The organism is Methylobacterium sp. Ger2507, from assembly GCF_055231875.1.
In genome coordinates this window covers 4604917-4621999 of sequence record NZ_JBUYVC010000001.1, presented here as the reverse complement: position 1 = coordinate 4621999, position 17083 = coordinate 4604917, and the positions used below count along the sequence as shown (strand labels likewise).

Below are 17083 nucleotides of genomic sequence, written 5' to 3'. Positions count from 1 at the left end.
GCTTCGTCGAAGAAGCACAGGATGTCGGAACGAGGATGACGCGCAAGGCGCTGGACCAGACACTCGGGTTCCTGCGATCGCTTGACCGGACTGCGAGCGTCGACGACGTTGCGCGCCTGCTGGTCACCGAACTCGCCGCCTTCGGCGTCGCCCACGCCATGGCCGGCACCGTGCCGGGGAAGGGCACGCCGGCGCGCCAGCAGCAATCCCACATCCTGGTCAACACCTTCCCGTCCGAATGGGGACGGCGCTACCTCACGCGGGGCTACGCCTTCCACGACCCGACCGTCCGCCACCTGTCGGAGACGAAGGTTCCGTTTGCCTGGAGCGATCTGCGGAGCCGCATCGGCGACGACAGCGAGGCGCGCAGGGTCATGGACGAGGCGGGCGAGTTTCGCCTGCGCGACGGCGTCACCATTCCGTTGATGACGCTGGAGGGTGGAACGGCGGGCTTCAGCCTCTCGGGCGAGCACCTGGCGATCGATCCCGACGACCGGCCGATGCTCCATCTCATCGCCACCTACGCCTTCGGCCACCTGCTGCGGTTGCGCGGGGAAGGCAGCCTTCCGCGCACCATCCGGCTGGCCCCGCGCGAGCGCGAGGCCCTGCAATGGGCTGCCGAGGGCAAGACCGACTGGGAGATCGGCGAGGTGATGGGGATCTCGACACATGGCGTCGATTTCCACCTGCGCTCGGCGCGGACCAAGCTCGGCACCACCAACCGCACCCAGGCCGTGGCGGTGGCGCTGCGGCGCGGGCTGATCCTCTGAGCCTCCGAGCTTTGGAAGCTGCAAGCCCTGGAATCTTAAAGTCTGGGAATCTTCGAGCCTTCAAATCTTCGAGCCTTGAAATCTCGAAGGCCGGCCGCGCGGAGCCGCATCCCCTACGGTTTCCCGTAGGTTTGTAACTGTCATCACCCTGTCAGAAACACCTCCAGGCCTGGAGGTTTCGAGATGATTCAGATCGTGACACCCGCGAACGCGCAGCGGTTTCGCGACGAGATGGAACAGGTCTGGCGCCTGAGACACGCAGTGTTCGTCGAGGAAAAACGCTGGACCGATCTGGCCAGGCCGGACGGCCGCGAGATCGACCAGTTCGACACGCCGCACGCGATCCATTTCCTCGCCCTGGAGGCCGGCAGGGTCATCGGCTACAGCCGCCTCCTGCCGACCACGCGGCCGCATCTCCTGTCGGACGTCCTGCCGCAACTCTGCGAGGGCGAACTTCCGCGCGGTCACGACACCTGGGAATGGACGCGGCAGGCCGTGGCCCGCTCGCACCGGGGCCGCGGCAAGGCGATCAACCCGGTCTCGCTGGCGCTGCTTTCGGGGATCGTCGAGTGGGGCCTGGCCAGCGGGGTCCGCCGCCTCGTGCTGCAGATGCCGACGCTCTACCTGCTGCACGTGGTGCAGCTGCACTTCCGCGCCCACCCGCTCGGATTGCCGCAAGCGATCAGCGGCGAAGACATCATCGCCACCACGGCGGAGTTCGACGAGCGCACGCTGGCGCGCCTGCGTCGCCTGACCGGCCGCTCCGGCTCCGTCCTGGCTCCCGATTATCCCTATCTCGCCGCCTGACGCGCGCTCTCGAAGGACCGACCACCATGGGGCAACGATTGACGGATTCGACGAGTCTGGATCAGACGATCCTGGACCCGTTCATGCCGAGCGAGACCGGCGCCGGCCCGACCGCCCACTCGGAGGCCGAACAGGCGCTCGATGCCCTGGCGGTCCAGTTCATCGCGGCGCGGGCGGTCATCGACAAGTCCGGGACGCCGATGATGCGGCGGCTGATCGATCTTCTGCTGTTCGAGATCGCCGTGGCGCTGGCCGATCCGGAAGAAGATCCGGCTCGGGCGCTCGATCCGGTCGCCTGATGCTGCGTCGGCGGCCAGTGGCCGACTAGCGCGCGCTGCCGCCGCGCATGCTGCGCTGGCGGCAGGTCCGTCCCATATCCTCGTAGCCGGCCGGGCAGCGGCGCACGCAGGCGCCGGCCGCGTATTTCAGCGGCGGGCGGCAGGCGCGGCTGAAGCGCTGCTCCTGGAACAGGTAGTCCTTGGCCGGACTCTGGGCCATGGCCGGAATGGCGAGGCCGACCGGGCCTGTGACCGCGACCATCAACAGGGCCAGGCGAGAGAAGCGGGTCATCGAACGTTCCCGGTTGTAAGGTCGGCCGTGCCTCGACGCGACATGTGAACAGACAACGCCGAAGCCGGCGGCCAGATCAAGGGCAACCGACATGTCGCCGCCGGGCGTTGTGGCAGCCGCCATAAGGCGCAGGATCGGCGAGCCCACCCGTCGATCGAGCGCTGGACCCGCGTCTGCGCGACGGGCCGAAGCACTCACGTCGCTTCTGTGTGGATCAGATTGGGTTCGGGGTGCGGTTCTCCGAGAACCCGGCAACCCTGATCGAACCGCGATGCACCAACTCTTCGTCGTCGATCGAAAGAGTTGGTGCGGCCAAGAGGACTCGAACCTCCACCCCTTGCAGGACTAGCACCTCAAGCTAGCGCGTCTACCAATTCCGCCATGGCCGCATCGTCAACGCACCGTTCCGTCACCGGGCCCGGAGGACCATCGCGCCGTAGCGGTGGGCTCTGGTGGGCTGCGGCGACCGATCTCTCGGGGCGCGGCGCAGCCAATAACAGACGGATTTCCGTCCGACAAGCGTCACGGTGGCGGGATCAGAGGAAATCGACGCCGCCGTCCAGGACCGGCACGGCGCCCTGGCCGATGGTGACGCCGGGCAGGCGCACCACGTCGGCCTTGCGGATCAGTTCGGTGATCTCGACGGAGATGCGGTTGCCGGTCACCACGATCTGTCCGCGCGCGATCGGGTGGTCGTTGGCGAGAATCTCGACCATATCGGACTCGGTGGCTTCGAGTTCGATCACCGCACCGCGGCCCATGCGCAGGAGCATGTGCAACGGCATGTGACTGCGCCCGAGCACCACCGTCAGGTCGACCTTCAGGTCTTCGAACACCGCCACGCGATCCGTCCTTCGTTCCGGGCCGGCCCAACCCGTGGTTCGGCCCTTCCCTCCACCTTCCCTGCGCGATGGTGAAATCTTGGTAAACGAAACCCTAATCGCGCCCCGTCTGGCGCTTCCCCCGGGGGATTTTCACGCCCTTTCGGACGGCGCGCCCGTGGCGTGGCGGATCAGCGACACCCCGGTGCCCTACGGTGACGCGGTGGCGGCCATGGAGGAGCGAGCCGAGGCGATCGCGGCGGGCCGCGCTTCGGAGCTGGTCTGGCTGCTCGAACATCCCCCCCTCTACACGGCGGGCACCTCGGCGCGGGCTTCCGACCTCGTCGAGCCGGACCGCTTTCCGGTCCACCGCACCGGGCGGGGCGGGCAGTACACCTATCACGGGCCGGGTCAGCGGGTGGCCTACGTGATGCTCGACCTCAACCGGCGCCGCCGGGACCTGCGGGCCTACGTGGCCGCCCTGGAGGCCTGGATCATCGCCACCCTGGAGGCCTTCAACGTGCGCGGCGAGCGGCGGGAGGATCGGGTCGGCGTCTGGGTCCGGCGTCCCGAAAAGGGGGCGGGCGTGGAGGACAAGGTCGCCGCCATCGGCATCCGGGTCCGACGCTGGGTGAGCTTCCACGGCATCAGCCTCAACGTGGAGCCGGACCTGTCGCACTTCACCGGCATCGTGCCCTGCGGCATCGCCGGGCACGGCGTCACCAGCCTGGTCGATCTCGGCCATCTCGTCTCGATGCCCGAGGTGGACATGCAGCTCCGCGCCGCCTTCGAGGCGATTTTCGGCCCAACGGTCGCGGCGGATTAGATCACCGGCACGCCCCGGCCCTTGGCGTGCTCCCCCGGCTCCACGTGGATGACGACGACGGAGCCCTCGATGGCGCTCTCGATCGCGGCCTCCAGGCGGTCGCAGATGGCGTGCGAATCCTGCACCGTCATCGCGCCCGGCACCACGAGGTGGAAATCGATGAAGGTCGCCTGCCCGGCATGGCGGGTGCGGACGTCGTGCGCCTCCAGGGCACCGGTGCTGTGGAGCGAGATCAGTTCGCGGATCTGCGCCACCATCTCGGTGGGCGCGGCCTTGTCCATCAGGCCGCTGACCGAATCGCGGATCATGCCCCAGCCCGACCACAGGATGTTGAGGGCGACGAGGCCGGCGATCAGCGGGTCGAGGATGGCGTATCCGGTCACCGTCACCAGGGCGACACCGACGAGCACGCCCGCCGAGGTGACCACGTCGGCCATCACGTGGCGGGCATCCGCCACCAGGGCCGGCGAGCGCCAGGCGCGGCCCCGGCGCAGCAGCGTCATCGCCCAGACGCCGTTGATCGCGGTCGCCACGAGGTTGACCGCGAGGCCGATGGCCGGCGCGTCCAGCATCTTGGGGTCGAGCAGGCCGAAGAAGGCCTCCCGCAGGATCAGGAGCGCCGCCACGATGATCAGCGCGCCCTCGATCACCGCCGAGAAATACTCGGCCTTGTGGTGGCCGTAGGGGTGATCGTCGTCGGCCGGGCGGGCCGCAACCCGAAGCGCGACCAGGGCGAACACCGCCGCCACCACGTTGATGATGCTCTCCAGGGCATCGGAATAGAGCGCGAGGCTGCCGGTAACCCAGTAGGCGGCGAATTTGAGGCCCATCACCAGGGCGCCGACGCCGGCGCTCAAGAGGGCGGCTTTCTGGGTGCGGTCCATAACGGTGTCCGGTCTCGAGCCGGATGCGGCGCGGCCGCCCGGTGCCGAGGCCTTAGCGCCCGTGGCCACGCCAAGGCCACGGCAAAGGTTGAACCCGCACCTGTACGATTGAGCCGGGGCTATGCCGTGCCGGGGTCGGCCGGACCCGGTTCGTCCAGATCCGGTGCCTTGGCGCGAGCCGCTTCGCGGGCCGCGAAGACCGCCCCCTGCGCCCGGGCGCGCTCGGCCTTGCGCTGATAGCTCCGGACCATCCAGTTCCAGCGCGCGCCGGCGGCCAGGGTGTCCAGGCGCAGGGCTTCCCGCGTCCAGTAATCCACAAGCTCCCCGTCGAGCGTCGTGCGCCGGGCCGTGATCTTGGCCCGGATGGCATCGGACCGGATATCGTCGCTTCTGTGCGCGTCGGTCATGGGGGCTCCGAATGGCGAGCATGGACGTCAGGGTCGAAAAGGGCGTTTACGGTGCGAACAGCCGCCGGACTGATCCAGCGGCCGGACAGCGAATTTCACGGAGAGGGCGGCACGCTTGTCGGCGCGACGGTGAGCGCGTCCGGATCTTGGGCGAAGCCGGCATCGCCCGCATCCGGGACCGGTGAGGAGGGGGTGCCGAACGGGCGGCTCGGATAGGCCTCCAGAAATTTCGCCCGCGCCTCCTCGGCATCCTCCGCCTTGAGGGTGATGCTCGCCCGATCCGGCAAGGGCCAGCGCGGGTCGGCGGGATCGCGGGGGCTCACGGCAAACCAGGCCATCCTGTCGGGTCTCCTCAGGTCTCGGTGTGGAAAGTGGCGGTGTGGAAAGTGTCGGTACGGACGCCCGTCGCGGGCGGCTCTCGTCTGAACAGGTCGGGCCCGCGCCGGTTCCGCCGGTGGCGCCCGACCACGCGTGACCCCATTGATCCGCGCCGCCAAACCGTGCTGTTGGCGGGCCATGCGCGTCGACCTCTTCGATTTCGAGCTGCCCGAGGCGAGCATCGCCCTGCGCCCGCCGGTCCCCCGCGATGCCGGCCGCCTCCTGGTGGTGCGCCCCGGCGATGCCCTCGAAGACCGCAAGGTGCGGGACCTGGCGCAGCTTCTGCGGGCGGGCGACGCCCTGGTCTTCAACGACACCCGGGTGATCCCGGCCCGCCTCGCGGGCCTGCGTCACCGGCCGGGTGCGCCGGGCCTGCGCATGGAGGCGATGCTGCACCTGCGCGAGGCGGCGGACACCTGGCGTGCCTTCGCCCGGCCGGGCAAGCGCCTCGCCGCCGGCGACCGGGTCAGCTTCGGCCGGCACGGGGCGAGCGAGCCCTGCGATCTCGGCGGCCTCGACGCGACCATCGCGGCCAAGGGGGAGGGGGGCGAGATCACCCTGCGCTTCGATCTGGCCGGCCCCGCCCTTGACGAGGCCATCGCGCGGATCGGCGACCTGCCGCTCCCGCCCTACATCGCCGGCAGGCGGCCCACCGACGCGCAGGACGCCACCGACTACCAGACCGTCTATGCCCGCGAGCCCGGCGCGGTGGCGGCCCCGACCGCCGGCCTGCACTTCTCCGACGCGCTCCTGGCCGACCTCGATGCCGCCGGTATCGCCCGCCACACCGTGACCCTGCATGTGGGCGCCGGCACCTTCCTGCCGGTGAAGGCCGACGACACCGACGACCACCGCATGCATGCGGAGATCGGCCGCCTCGACGCCGCCACCGCCGAGGCCCTGAACGCCGTGCGGGCGGGCGGCGGCCGCGTCGTGGCCGTCGGCACCACCGCCCTGCGCCTCCTGGAGAGTGCGGCCGATTCCGAGGGACGGCTTCACGCCTTCGCGGGACCGACCGAGATCTTCATCACGCCGGGCACCCGCATCCGCGCCGTCGATGCGCTGATGACCAACTTCCACCTGCCGCGCTCGACCCTGTTCATGCTGGTCTCGGCCTTCTCGGGGCTCGACACCATGCGGGCCGCCTATGCCCACGCCATCGCGTCCGGCTATCGCTTCTATTCCTACGGCGATTCGAGCCTGCTGTTTCCGGCGCGGGACTGACACGAGGGAACGCGCGGGGGAGGACGTGCCGAGCCGGAAAACCGGTGCTAAGACGGCGCCCATGTCCGAGCCCGCCGCACGCCCCGCGCCCGAAACCCTTCCGAGCGACTTCACCTTCCGGGTCGACGCCACCGACGGCGCGGCGCGCACGGGCGCGATCGCGATGCCGCGCGGGATCATCCGGACGCCCGCCTTCATGCCGGTCGGCACGGCCGCCACCGTCAAGGCGATGTATCCCGGACAGGTCCGCGACCTCGGCGCCGACGTGGTGCTGGGCAACACCTACCACCTGATGCTGCGCCCCGGCCCCGAGCGCATGGCGCGGCTCGGCGGCCTGCACCATTTCATGAACTGGCCGCACCCGATCCTCACCGATTCCGGCGGCTTCCAGGTCATGTCGCTCTCGGCCCTGCGCAAGCTCGACGAGCAGGGCGTCACGTTCCGCTCGCATGTCGACGGCTCGACCCACCACATGAGCCCCGAACGCTCGATCGAGATCCAGGGCCTGCTCGGCTCGGACATTCAGATGCAGCTCGACGAATGCGTCCGCCTGCCGGCCGAGCGCGACACCATCGCGCGCGCCATGCAGCTGTCGCTGCGCTGGGCCGAGCGCTGCCGCATCGCCTTCGGCGAGCAGCCCGGCAAGGCGATGTTCGGCATCGTCCAGGGCGGCGACCTGCCCGACCTGCGCGTCGAGAGCGCCCGTGCCCTCGTCGACCTCGACCTGAAGGGCTACGCCATCGGGGGCCTCGCGGTCGGCGAACCGCAGGCGGTGATGCTGGCCATGATCGAGACGGTGGAGCCGCACCTCCCGGCGGGCAAGCCGCGCTACCTCATGGGCGTCGGCACCCCCGACGACCTGATGCGCTCGGTGATGCGCGGCATCGACATGTTCGACTGCGTGATGCCGACCCGCGCCGGCCGCCACGGCCTGGCCTATACCCGCCACGGCCGCATCAACCTGCGCAACGCCCGCCACGGCGAGGACACCCGGCCGCTGGACGAGGCCTCGACCTGCCCGGCCGCCCGCGACTATTCCCGCGCCTATCTCCATCACCTCGTGCGCAGCGACGAGATCCTGGGCATGATGCTGCTGACCTGGAACAACCTGTCCTACTATCAGGATCTGATGGCGGGGATGCGTGCCGCCATCGCGCAGGGGCGGCTCGCCGACTTCTGTGACGAGACCCGCGCCGCCTGGGCCCGGGCTGAGGCCGAGCGCGCCGCGGCCTGACGGTCCGTTCCGGTCCTGCCGCCTCACCCGTCTCCTGGTCCAACCGCAAAGCCGGTTGACCACATACCGCCGACCCCCTATTGCGAGCCACGCCGTCCGAAACGGCCCGGCCCCCGAGAGGGCCGCATCACCCCTTCGGACGCGAGCGCGTAGCTCAGTTGGTAGAGCAACGGACTTTTAATCTGTAGGTCCTGGGTTCGAGTCCCAGCGCGCTCACCACATTCCCTTCCGTCACGACGACTTGAGCGATTTCTTCGTGGCAACCCGAACTGGTGTGCGGCTCACGCCCGCCGGTCCTGTCGCGACGCCTGATATGCGAGCAGCAGGCACCTGCGCCACACGGATCGGCAAGGATCTGTGCCCGGCCGCACGACAGTCCAGGCCGTCGATGGTGCGCCGGCGCGGACGTCGGGGCGTGCCCAGGGTCGGGCGACCTGAGCAAGCGGTGATCCGGTCGACGGCCGCTTTGTCCGTACCGGCTCGGCCTTCGCCCCCTCGCTTCAGCGTTCAGAACCGCGCTCACGGCCAGGTCTGCGCCGCCCCGCCGGATTGCATCCCACGCCAGCCGCCGCACACGCCGGTTTGGCGCGGCACAACGCTCCAGCGAAGTTCGACACGGGGCCGGTGAACAAGTCGAACGACTCCCGGTTAGCCGTAAGCTGCAGTTGTCGTGTGAAAGATTTGTTTTCTTCTGATGCAGTGCGGCAAACTGTGCTGCATTCGCATAGGCGTCTATCATACAGCAACCTATCGCGTGCCGATCTGATCTGAGCACGGGCGCAGGCCTGTGCGTGGAACCGTTCACCGCCCCAAAAAATCAATCATGGAGGATACTATGGCATCGATCTCAGGAACGAATGGCAATGATGTTCTGACCGGTACGACTGACGACGACATCATCCTCGGTCTCCTTGGAAACGATACCCTCTCGGACCCCGGCGGGTTCAACAGGATCGACGGTCAGGACGGCAACGATACGATCACGGGCGGTGCCGATCTGGACTTCATCGCGGGCGGTCCCGGGGACGATCTGATCCGTGGTGGAGCCGGCGCCGATCAGATCATCGGTGAAGCCGGCAACGATACGATCTACACCGAAGACGGCGACGATTATGCCGCCGGCAATCCGGGCGACGACATCCTCTACGGTGCTGCCGGCAACGACTTCCTCGTCGGCGAAGCGGGCCGCGATCAAGTCTTCGGTGAAGCCGGCAATGACTTTGTCGCCGGTGGCGATGACGACGATTCTCTCGATGGCGGCGACGGCGACGACCTCGTCGATGGCGATCTGGGCAACGACACCCTCGTGGGTGCGGCGGGCGACGATACCCTGTTCGGCGACTTCGGCGATGACCGGCTCGCCGGGGGAACGGGGACCAACATCCTCGACGGCGCTCAAGGGGCCGACACCGCCGTGTTCGACTATGCGCTTCCGAGCGGCGACGCCCTGGCGTCGGCCGGCGTTCTGAGCACGATCACCACGGCATCGGGGCTCGATACCATCAAGAACGTCGAAGTGTTCGAGTTCACGAACGGGAAGGTCGTGCAGGGCGACGGCAATGCTCTCGTCGACGATCTGTTCTACTTCAGCCAGAACCCGGACGTCTTCCAGGCCGGCACCGATCCCGAGGTGCATTTCGCCGCCTTCGGCTGGCAGGAAGGGCGGAACCCGAATGCGTTCTTCGACACCACGGGGTACCTGACGGCGTACCAGGATGTGGCCGCCGCAGGGATCAACCCGCTCGAACACTACCTCGCTTTCGGCTGGAAGGAGGGCCGCGATCCCTCCGCCGGCTTCGACACGCGGGGGTACCTGACCGCCAATCCCGATGTTGCTGCGGCCGGCTTCAACCCGCTTCAGCATTTCCTGGAGTTCGGAGCCGCCGAGGGGCGTCAGCCGGTCGTCGGCGATGGCGTCTTCCACGCCTGAAATCTGCGGCTTGGGTCCACGCGCTGCCCTGCGCGTGGACACGAATCGATGGAGATCGTGTCGCTGGCAACCACGCGCGCCGGGTGATCGCGACACGGTCTCCTCGTCAGAATCGACGGAGCGCGTCCGGGCTGCGCAGCCCAGGCGGTTCCGTATCCATATGCGCGACGCGGCGCAGGGCGCGATACGAGGTGCGGCGAACCGCGGCGCCGGGAGTCAGTTCGCGCGCTGCTCGATCGGGATCGGCGAGCGCAGGAAGATCAGAACGCCGCCGACGACGGACAGGGCGAGAGCGCAGGCGAACAGGAGGAAGAACCAGCGAGGCATAGCCCTGGATAGCACGCCGGCCACCGAAATCTGAGACCGACCCCGTGGGCACGACAGCTTTCCGGCTATCGCAGCACCCGCGCATGCGGATTGGTGACCGTAACCGGCTCCGGCGCCTCGCTCGGTTCGGCATCCCGAAGCCCCGCCCACAGCTTCCACTCGCCCCAGGCCGCGTCGAGGGCCGCGATGGCGGCGTCGCGGGAAGCCACGGTGGCGCCGCGCCGGAACGGGGCCGCGCCGATGTCGAGGTGCAGACCCCAGGTCCATTGCGCGGCCGGCGCCGGATCGTCGCTGATACAATCGACCCGCCCGACGATCAGGGCTCCGCTGGTGATGACGTAGGTTTCGCGCGGATGGTCTTCGAGGCGGGTGTAGATCAGCTTGGCCACGAATGCCGGTCCCTGGTTTGCAACGAAGGCCGGGCTAGTGCTTCGGCCGTCGAATGTCGACCGGCGGATTCCGACGGGTGTTCCATCGAAGACCGCTTCAGATCTTTCGGTAGCGGATGAGTCCGTCGATGCGCCCACACTCGGGAAGGGTTTGGTCGCGAGCGAATGCCGCCCAGAATGCGCGCAGATCGCGACCGGCGCGGTCGATCTCGGGCCAGGATGCGCCGGCTAGGTAGGCGGCGTCGCGCCAGACCGTTTCCGATCCGAACAGGAGGGGCAATTCGATGGCGTGGGCGGCACCGAAGGGATTGCCGGGCGCGCGCCAGTCGAGAGTGTAGCGATGGACCCGGCCGCCGGCCCGGGCGTGGCGCCGGGCGAAGCGGCGCACGGCCTCCGCATAGACCGTGTGGGTGATGAAGCCCACCAGACCGCGTGCCAGCAGCCTGCCGATCCCGGGCAGGCGCAGCCACGGCTGCAACACCGGAATCGTGGGCAGGAAGAAGCGGCCTTCTTCGGCCGTGTAGCCGATCAGCAGGTCGACCTGCGGCGCTGCCCGGTCCCAGGCCGCCGCCATCCCGGATTCCGGGGGCAGGGGGGCATGGCCGTACTGGGTTCCGAACGGCATGAAGCCCGCGAGGCCGAACCACCTCGCCCGTGCCGCGACGCGGCCTTGGCGCGCGAGCACCTGCGCGGTCGTCATGGCGCGCGTGACCGGCACCTGTGCCATGGCGGCGTTCATGCGCCGGCGGCGATGGCGGATGCCCAGCGGCGCGCTCTGGATAATAGCGCGGCGAAACAGCGTCCCGGCCTCCTCGGTCGCCATCAGGTGCGCCACCGCGTCTCCGCCGGCGGATTGCCCGAAGGCCGTGACCGCCTCGGGGTCGCCGCCGAAGGCCGCGATGTTGCGTCGAACCCAGCGGAAGGCGGCGATCTGATCGAGCAGGCCGAGATTGGCCGGGCGGCCCGCATCATCCCCGAGATAGCCGAACAGGCCGAGCCGATAGGTCACCGTGACGACGATGACCCGCTGCTCGGCCGCCAGTCGCGCCGGGTCGCCGCAGGGCGCATCGCCGGCGCCACAGATGTAGGAGCCGCCATGAATCCAGACCATGACGGGCAGGCGCTCCTGGGCGCCGCGATCGACCGGGCAGGTGATCGAGAGGCGCTGGCACGCCTCGTCCTGGGTGAGCGTGCCGAGAGCGCCGCCGAGGGCCTCCTCCAGGAACGGGATCGCGACCTGCGGGCAGGCCGGGGCCCATTCGGTAGCCTGAAACGGCTCGGTCCAAACCGGCACCGGCTCGGGAAGGGCGAAGCGCGCGGCCTGCGCGTAGGGAATCCCGGTGGCGCGCATGACCGCACCGTCGACCCGGGCCACCACCGGGCCACAGGGCGGGAAGAAGCGGCACGGCTCGCTCATGCGGGACCACGCGGGCTATGCCTCGGCAATCGCACAGGAAAAAACCCCGCCGGCGCGGGGGCCGGGCGGGGCTTCGTCGGGGTCACGGGCCGGCTCGCCTCAGAGGCGGGCGGTCTCACGCCGGTTGAAGGCGAGGGCGCACAGAGTCGCGACGGCGCCGGACAGCAGGTAGACGCCGACCCAGGACAGACCGAAGCGGCTCGACACGCCGAGGGCCACCAGGGGCGCGAATCCGGCGCCGATCAGCCAGGCGAGATCCGAGGTCAGGGCGGCGCCGGTGTAGCGGAAGCGCGAGCCGAGATTGGCCGTCACCGAGCCGGAGGTCTGGCCATAGGAGAAGCCGAGCAGGCCGAACCCGATCAGGACGTAGACGGTCTGGCCGAGTTCGCTGTCGCCGAACACGATGGGGGCGATGATGCTGGCCACCGCGAACACGGCGATCAGGGCGGCCGCGATGCCGACCGTGGTCCGCCGGCCGATGCGATCGGCCATGATACCCGAGACCACGATGGTGCCGGCCGCCAGGAACGCCCCGGAGCACTGCACCAGCAGGAACTCGCTGGCCGAGCGCGCGGTGAACAGGTGAATCCAGCTGATCGGGAACACCGTCACGAGATGGAACAGGGCGAAGCTCGCCAGCGGGACCACGGCGCCGATCAGCACGAAGCGTCCATGGGTGCGCAGCAGCTCCAGCACCGGCGTCGGCTCCAGCTCGCGCATCTGAAGCATGCGCGAGAATTCCTCGGTGGCGACGAGGCGGAGGCGGGCGAACAGCGCCACCACGTTGATGGCGAAGGCCACGAAGAAGGGGTAGCGCCAGCCCCAGTCCAGGAAGTCCTCGGTGCTGAGATTTCCGACGAAGAACGCGAACAGCGCGCTCGCCAGCATGAAGCCCACGGGGGCGCCGAGCTGCGGGATCATCGCGTACCAGCCGCGCTGCTTCTCGGGTGCGTTGAGGGCCAGGAGCGAGGCCAGACCGTCCCAGGCGCCGCCGAGGGCCAGCCCCTGCCCGAAGCGGAGGGCTGCGAGAATCCAGATCGAGAGGGCGCCGACCTGATGGTAGTTCGGCAGGAAGCCGATCGCCATGGTCGACCCACCGAGGAGGAACAACGCGATCGTCAGCTTGGCGGCACGCCCGTGGCGCCGGTCGATCTCCATGAAGATCACCGACCCGATCGGGCGGGCGATGAAGGCCAGGGCGAACAGCGCGAAGGCGTAGAGGGTGCCGGTCAGCGGGTCGGCGAAGGGGAAGAACACGCCGGGAAAGATCAGCACCGAAGCGATGCCGAAGACGAAGAAGTCGAAATACTCGGCGGCGCGGCCGATCACGACTCCGATGGCGATTTCGCCCGGCGCGACCGTGTGGTCGCTGGAAGCCTCGTGGGCGTCGCGTTCCAGCGACGACGAGGACGGCACTGCGTATTCTGCGCTCATCGAGAGGACCGGGCTCGCTTCATGCGTTCGGGGCCGGATCGGGCGCCGGAAAGCGCGCGGGGGCCGAAGGGGTTCGGACTACGTTTACGCCGCGTGATTCGTCTGCGTCAAAGCACGGCGTGACGCGCTCCACCGGGAACGCCGCGACCAAAAGGCACGACTCGGTTTCCCACGGAAAAAATCCCTTAGCACAGCTTAACTTACAACCGCCATGAGCGCAGCGCTGATCAGACGCGCCACGCGCGACTTGTCAGAGCCCTGTGTTGCGGCGCAGTGAGACGCAGCGCTTCCGTCCTCCCGTCCCAGGGGGGAACGGGAAGGTGCTCCTCCGAGATCGCGCCAGACGAGTCCATGCCCGTCAAATCCATGCCCGTCAAAATCCTTCGCACGCTCGTCCTCCTTCCGCTGTTCGGCCTGCTCTCCGGCTGCAACATGGTTCTGATGCAGCCGTCCGGTGACATCGCCGCGCGCCAGCGCGACCTGATCCTGGCCTCCACCGGCCTGATGCTGCTGATCATCATTCCGGTGATCGCCTTCACGCTGCTGTTCGCCTGGCGCTACCGCATCTCGAACAAGGACGCCGAGTACGATCCCGACTGGCATCACTCGACCCAGCTCGAAGTGCTGATTTGGTCGGCCCCGCTGGTGATCGTGATCGCGCTCGGAGCGCTGACCTGGATCAGCACCCACACCCTCGATCCCTACCGGCCCCTGAGCCGGCTCGACGCCGACCGCCCGCTGCCGGCGGGGGTCAAGCCGCTGACGGTCGAGGTCGTCGCACTCGATTGGAAATGGCTGTTCTTCTACCCAGATCAGGGTATCGCCACCGTCAACGAACTGGCCGCACCGGTCGACGTGCCGATCTCCTTCAAGATCACCTCAGCCACCGTAATGAATTCGTTCTTCGTTCCCGCTCTCGCCGGTCAGATCTACGCCATGGCCGGCATGGAGACCAAGTTGCACGCGGTGATCAACAAGGCCGGTGTGTATGAAGGTCTTTCGGCCAACTACAGCGGCTCGGGCTTCTCGCGGATGAACTTCAAGTTCCATGGCCTCGACCAGGCCGGGTTCGACGCCTGGGTCGCCAAGGTGAAGGCGGAGGGCCAATCGCTCACCCGCCAATCCTACATCGAACTGGAGAAGCCGAGCGAGCGCGAGCCCGTCCGCTACTTCTCCTCGGTCGAGAACGGCCTCTACGGCGCGGTGCTCAACATGTGTGCCATTCCCGGCAAGATGTGCATGAACGAGATGATGCACATCGACGCCATGGGCGGCGCCGGCAAGGAGAGCCACGCCAATCGCGAGCGGCTCGAATACGACAATCGCTACGCCGAGCAGGGCGTGGAGGCTCCCGCCGCCACCGTCGGTGGATCGGGTCGTGAGTCGCACAGCCCGGAGCAGCCCGAAGGCATGAAGCCGAAGAGCATCGCGCCCGAGGTGAAGCCGGGTTCGGCACCGGAACATTCCGGGCACGATCATTCCGGGCACGATCATTCTGGACCTGACCACGGCGCTCACCAGGGCCAAGGCGGCCCAGCGGGCGACGGCAAGGATTCGAAGGGTTCGGACTCGATCGCGCCCGGCCAACTGAATCGCTAATCGCGGACGCCTCTGTCGCCCGCCCCTCCATTCGGCACACTCCTCTGACGAGTAGGTCCCATGTTCTCCAATCCGGATCTCCAGAAGCTCCTGTTCGGGCGCCTGACGCTCGATGCCGTGCCGCTTCATGAGCCGATCCTCCTGATCACCTTCGTGATGGTCGGCATCGGCGGCGTCGCCGTGCTCGGCGCCCTGACGTATTTCCGCCTCTGGGGTATCCTTTGGCGCGACTGGTTCACCTCCGTCGATCACAAGAAGATCGGCATCATGTACATCGTGCTGGCGCTGGTGATGCTCCTGCGCGGCTTTGCCGACGCGCTGATGATGCGCGCCCAGCAGGCGATGGCGTTCGGTCCGAACGAGGGCTACCTGCCGCCGCACCACTACGACCAGATCTTCACCGCCCACGGCGTGATCATGATCTTCTTCGTGGCGATGCCGCTGGTGACGGGCCTGATGAACTTCGTGGTGCCGCTGCAGATCGGCGCCCGCGACGTGGCCTTTCCGTTCCTCAACAACTTCAGCTTCTGGATGACGGTGGCGGGCGCCGTGACGGTGATGGCCTCGCTGTTCGTCGGCGAGTTCGCCCGCACCGGCTGGCTGGCCTATCCGCCGCTCTCCGGCCCCGCCATGAGTCCGGGCGTCGGCGTCGACTATTACATCTGGGCGCTGCAGATCGCCGGCATCGGGACGTTGCTGTCCGGCATCAACCTGATCGCCACCATCGTGAAGATGCGGGCCCCCGGCATGACCATGATGAAGATGCCGGTCTTCACCTGGACCTCGCTCTGCACCAACATTCTCATCGTCGCCGCCTTCCCCATCCTGACGGCCGTTCTCGCGCTGCTGTCGCTCGACCGCTACGTCGGCACGCACTTCTTCTCGAACGACCTCGGGGGCAACCCGATGATGTACGTGAACCTGGTGTGGATCTGGGGCCACCCGGAGGTGTACATCCTCATCCTGCCGGCCTTCGGCGTATTCTCGGAGATCGTCTCGACCTTCTCGAGCAAGCGCCTCTTCGGTTACGCCTCGATGGTCTACGCGACCGTCGTGATCACGATTCTGTCCTACCTCGTGTGGCTGCACCACTTCTTCACGATGGGCTCGGGCGCCAGCGTGAACTCGTTCTTCGGCATCACCACGATGATCATCTCGATCCCCACGGGGGCGAAGATCTTCAACTGGCTGTTCACCATGTACAAGGGCCGCATCCGCTTCGAGGTGCCGATGCTCTGGACGATCGGCTTCATGGTGACCTTCGTCATCGGCGGCATGACCGGCGTGCTGCTCGCCGTGCCCCCGGCCGACTTCGTGCTGCACAACTCGCTGTTCCTGATCGCCCACTTCCACAACGTCATCATCGGCGGCGTGCTGTTCGGCATGCTGGCCGGCATCACCTACTGGTTCCCCAAGGCCTTCGGCTTCAAGCTCGATCCGTTCTGGGGGAAGATGTCGTTCTGGTTCTGGCTGACCGGCTTCTGGGTCGCCTTCATGCCGCTCTACGTGCTCGGCCTGATGGGCGTCACCCGTCGCGTCCAGCACTTCGACGATCCCTCGCTCCAAATCTGGTTCGTGATTGCAGCGTTTGGCGCCCTTCTGATCCTGTGCGGCATCGCCTCGTTCATCATCACCCTGGTGGTCAGCGTCATCCGGCGTGACCAGCTGCGGGATACGACCGGCGATCCGTGGGGCGGCCGGACCCTGGAATGGGCGACCTCGTCGCCGCCGCCGGACTACAACTTCGCCTTCACGCCGGTGATCCACGATCACGACGCGTGGTGGGACATGAAAAAGCGCGGCTATGCGCGTCCGCTCCAGGGCTTCAAGCCGATCCACATGCCCAAGAACACCGCGGCCGGCCTGATCCTCGGCGTGCTGAGCATCATCTTCGCCTTCGCGATGATCTGGTACATCTGGTGGCTCGCCGCCTTCAGCTTCGCGGCGATCGCGGTGGTCGCGATCGGCCACACCTTCAACTACAACCGCGACTTCTATATCCCGGCCGACGAGGTCGTCCGGACCGAAGCCCAGCGGACAGCCCTGTTGGCGGAGCACGTCTGAGA

17 protein-coding genes, 2 tRNA genes and 1 pseudogene are annotated in these 17083 nt (G+C 67.9%); 11 read left to right on the top strand and 9 right to left on the bottom strand.

Going from position 1 to position 17083, the window contains the following annotated elements:
* Positions 1-35 precede the first annotated feature (35 nt).
* The 3 genes from ACV7NL_RS21470 (at position 36) to ACV7NL_RS21460 (ending at position 1876) form a co-directional block, all read left to right on the top strand.
* The gene (locus tag ACV7NL_RS21470) at positions 36-770 is read left to right on the top strand and encodes an autoinducer binding domain-containing protein (RefSeq protein WP_056190441.1); all 735 of its coding nucleotides are present in this window, start codon (positions 36-38) and stop codon (positions 768-770) included.
* A 183-nt stretch (positions 771-953) separates the two neighbouring features.
* The gene (locus ACV7NL_RS21465) at positions 954-1577 is read left to right on the top strand and encodes an acyl-homoserine-lactone synthase (RefSeq protein WP_056190347.1); all 624 of its coding nucleotides are present in this window, start codon (positions 954-956) and stop codon (positions 1575-1577) included.
* Between the two features lie 83 nt (positions 1578-1660).
* Complete coding sequence (locus ACV7NL_RS21460; protein WP_056482688.1) at positions 1661-1876, top strand: hypothetical protein; 216 nt, start codon at positions 1661-1663, stop codon at positions 1874-1876.
* A gap of 25 nt (positions 1877-1901) precedes the next feature.
* Here ACV7NL_RS21460 and ACV7NL_RS21455 read toward each other — a convergent pair whose 3' ends face one another.
* The 3 genes from ACV7NL_RS21455 to ACV7NL_RS21445 all read right to left on the bottom strand — a co-directional run bounded on the left by ACV7NL_RS21455 (position 1902) and on the right by ACV7NL_RS21445 (position 2989).
* Complete coding sequence (locus ACV7NL_RS21455; protein ID WP_463356815.1) at positions 1902-2147, bottom strand: hypothetical protein; 246 nt, start codon at positions 2145-2147, stop codon at positions 1902-1904.
* A gap of 304 nt (positions 2148-2451) precedes the next feature.
* Positions 2452-2536 (bottom strand) — tRNA-Leu (locus ACV7NL_RS21450).
* 147 nt (positions 2537-2683) lie between these two features.
* On the bottom strand, positions 2684-2989 hold the full coding sequence (locus ACV7NL_RS21445) for a FliM/FliN family flagellar motor switch protein (protein ID WP_056190342.1): 306 nt from the start codon (positions 2987-2989) through the stop codon (positions 2684-2686).
* Between the two features lie 157 nt (positions 2990-3146).
* Between ACV7NL_RS21445 and lipB the strand changes: the two genes are divergently transcribed.
* On the top strand, positions 3147-3794 hold the full coding sequence (gene lipB, locus ACV7NL_RS21440; protein ID WP_056190340.1) for a lipoyl(octanoyl) transferase LipB: 648 nt from the start codon (positions 3147-3149) through the stop codon (positions 3792-3794).
* Here the strand turns inward: lipB and ACV7NL_RS21435 are convergent.
* The 3 genes from ACV7NL_RS21435 to ACV7NL_RS21425 all read right to left on the bottom strand — a co-directional run bounded on the left by ACV7NL_RS21435 (position 3791) and on the right by ACV7NL_RS21425 (position 5423).
* On the bottom strand, positions 3791-4678 hold the full coding sequence (locus ACV7NL_RS21435; RefSeq protein ID WP_056190338.1) for a cation diffusion facilitator family transporter: 888 nt from the start codon (positions 4676-4678) through the stop codon (positions 3791-3793). The two genes, lipB and ACV7NL_RS21435, sit on opposite strands and share 4 nt — an antisense overlap.
* Before the next feature lie 119 nt (positions 4679-4797).
* A complete protein-coding gene (locus ACV7NL_RS21430) occupies positions 4798-5085 on the bottom strand; it encodes a hypothetical protein (RefSeq protein ID WP_247634509.1) in 288 nt (95 codons plus the stop codon).
* 95 nt (positions 5086-5180) lie between these two features.
* On the bottom strand, positions 5181-5423 hold the full coding sequence (locus ACV7NL_RS21425; RefSeq protein ID WP_056481623.1) for a hypothetical protein: 243 nt from the start codon (positions 5421-5423) through the stop codon (positions 5181-5183).
* Positions 5424-5601: 178 nt separating this feature from the next.
* Between ACV7NL_RS21425 and queA the strand changes: the two genes are divergently transcribed.
* From queA to ACV7NL_RS21400, 5 genes and pseudogenes are all read left to right on the top strand, one after another.
* The gene (gene queA, locus ACV7NL_RS21420) at positions 5602-6687 is read left to right on the top strand and encodes a tRNA preQ1(34) S-adenosylmethionine ribosyltransferase-isomerase QueA (protein ID WP_463356814.1); all 1086 of its coding nucleotides are present in this window, start codon (positions 5602-5604) and stop codon (positions 6685-6687) included.
* Between the two features lie 61 nt (positions 6688-6748).
* Positions 6749-7921: a tRNA guanosine(34) transglycosylase Tgt gene (gene tgt / locus ACV7NL_RS21415; RefSeq protein ID WP_463356813.1), complete on the top strand. Its 1173-nt coding sequence runs from the start codon at positions 6749-6751 to the stop codon at positions 7919-7921.
* 143 nt (positions 7922-8064) lie between these two features.
* Positions 8065-8140, top strand: a tRNA-Lys gene (locus ACV7NL_RS21410).
* A gap of 604 nt (positions 8141-8744) precedes the next feature.
* Positions 8745-9284, top strand: a pseudogene (locus ACV7NL_RS21405) (calcium-binding protein); the annotation flags it as partial.
* 51 nt (positions 9285-9335) lie between these two features.
* Complete coding sequence (locus ACV7NL_RS21400; RefSeq protein WP_463357207.1) at positions 9336-9851, top strand: hypothetical protein; 516 nt, start codon at positions 9336-9338, stop codon at positions 9849-9851.
* Positions 9852-10243: 392 nt separating this feature from the next.
* On the opposite strand, the gene ACV7NL_RS21395 is transcribed toward ACV7NL_RS21400, so the two are convergent.
* From ACV7NL_RS21395 to ACV7NL_RS21385, 3 genes are all read right to left on the bottom strand, one after another.
* On the bottom strand, positions 10244-10567 hold the full coding sequence (locus ACV7NL_RS21395) for a hypothetical protein (protein WP_463356812.1): 324 nt from the start codon (positions 10565-10567) through the stop codon (positions 10244-10246).
* Between the two features lie 97 nt (positions 10568-10664).
* Positions 10665-11984, bottom strand: coding sequence for a carboxylesterase family protein (locus ACV7NL_RS21390; protein ID WP_463356811.1), 1320 nt, complete (start codon positions 11982-11984; stop codon positions 10665-10667).
* Between the two features lie 99 nt (positions 11985-12083).
* Entirely contained in the window at positions 12084-13418 is a 1335-nt protein-coding gene (locus ACV7NL_RS21385; protein WP_056190324.1) for an MFS transporter, read from the bottom strand.
* 351 nt (positions 13419-13769) lie between these two features.
* Between ACV7NL_RS21385 and cyoA the strand changes: the two genes are divergently transcribed.
* Together cyoA and cyoB are read left to right on the top strand one after the other, a co-directional pair.
* Positions 13770-15017, top strand: coding sequence for a ubiquinol oxidase subunit II (gene cyoA / locus ACV7NL_RS21380; protein ID WP_463356810.1), 1248 nt, complete (start codon positions 13770-13772; stop codon positions 15015-15017).
* Positions 15018-15077: 60 nt separating this feature from the next.
* Positions 15078-17081, top strand: a complete 2004-nt coding sequence (gene cyoB / locus ACV7NL_RS21375; protein WP_056481641.1) for a cytochrome o ubiquinol oxidase subunit I — start codon at positions 15078-15080, stop codon at positions 17079-17081.
* Positions 17082-17083 lie beyond the last annotated feature (2 nt).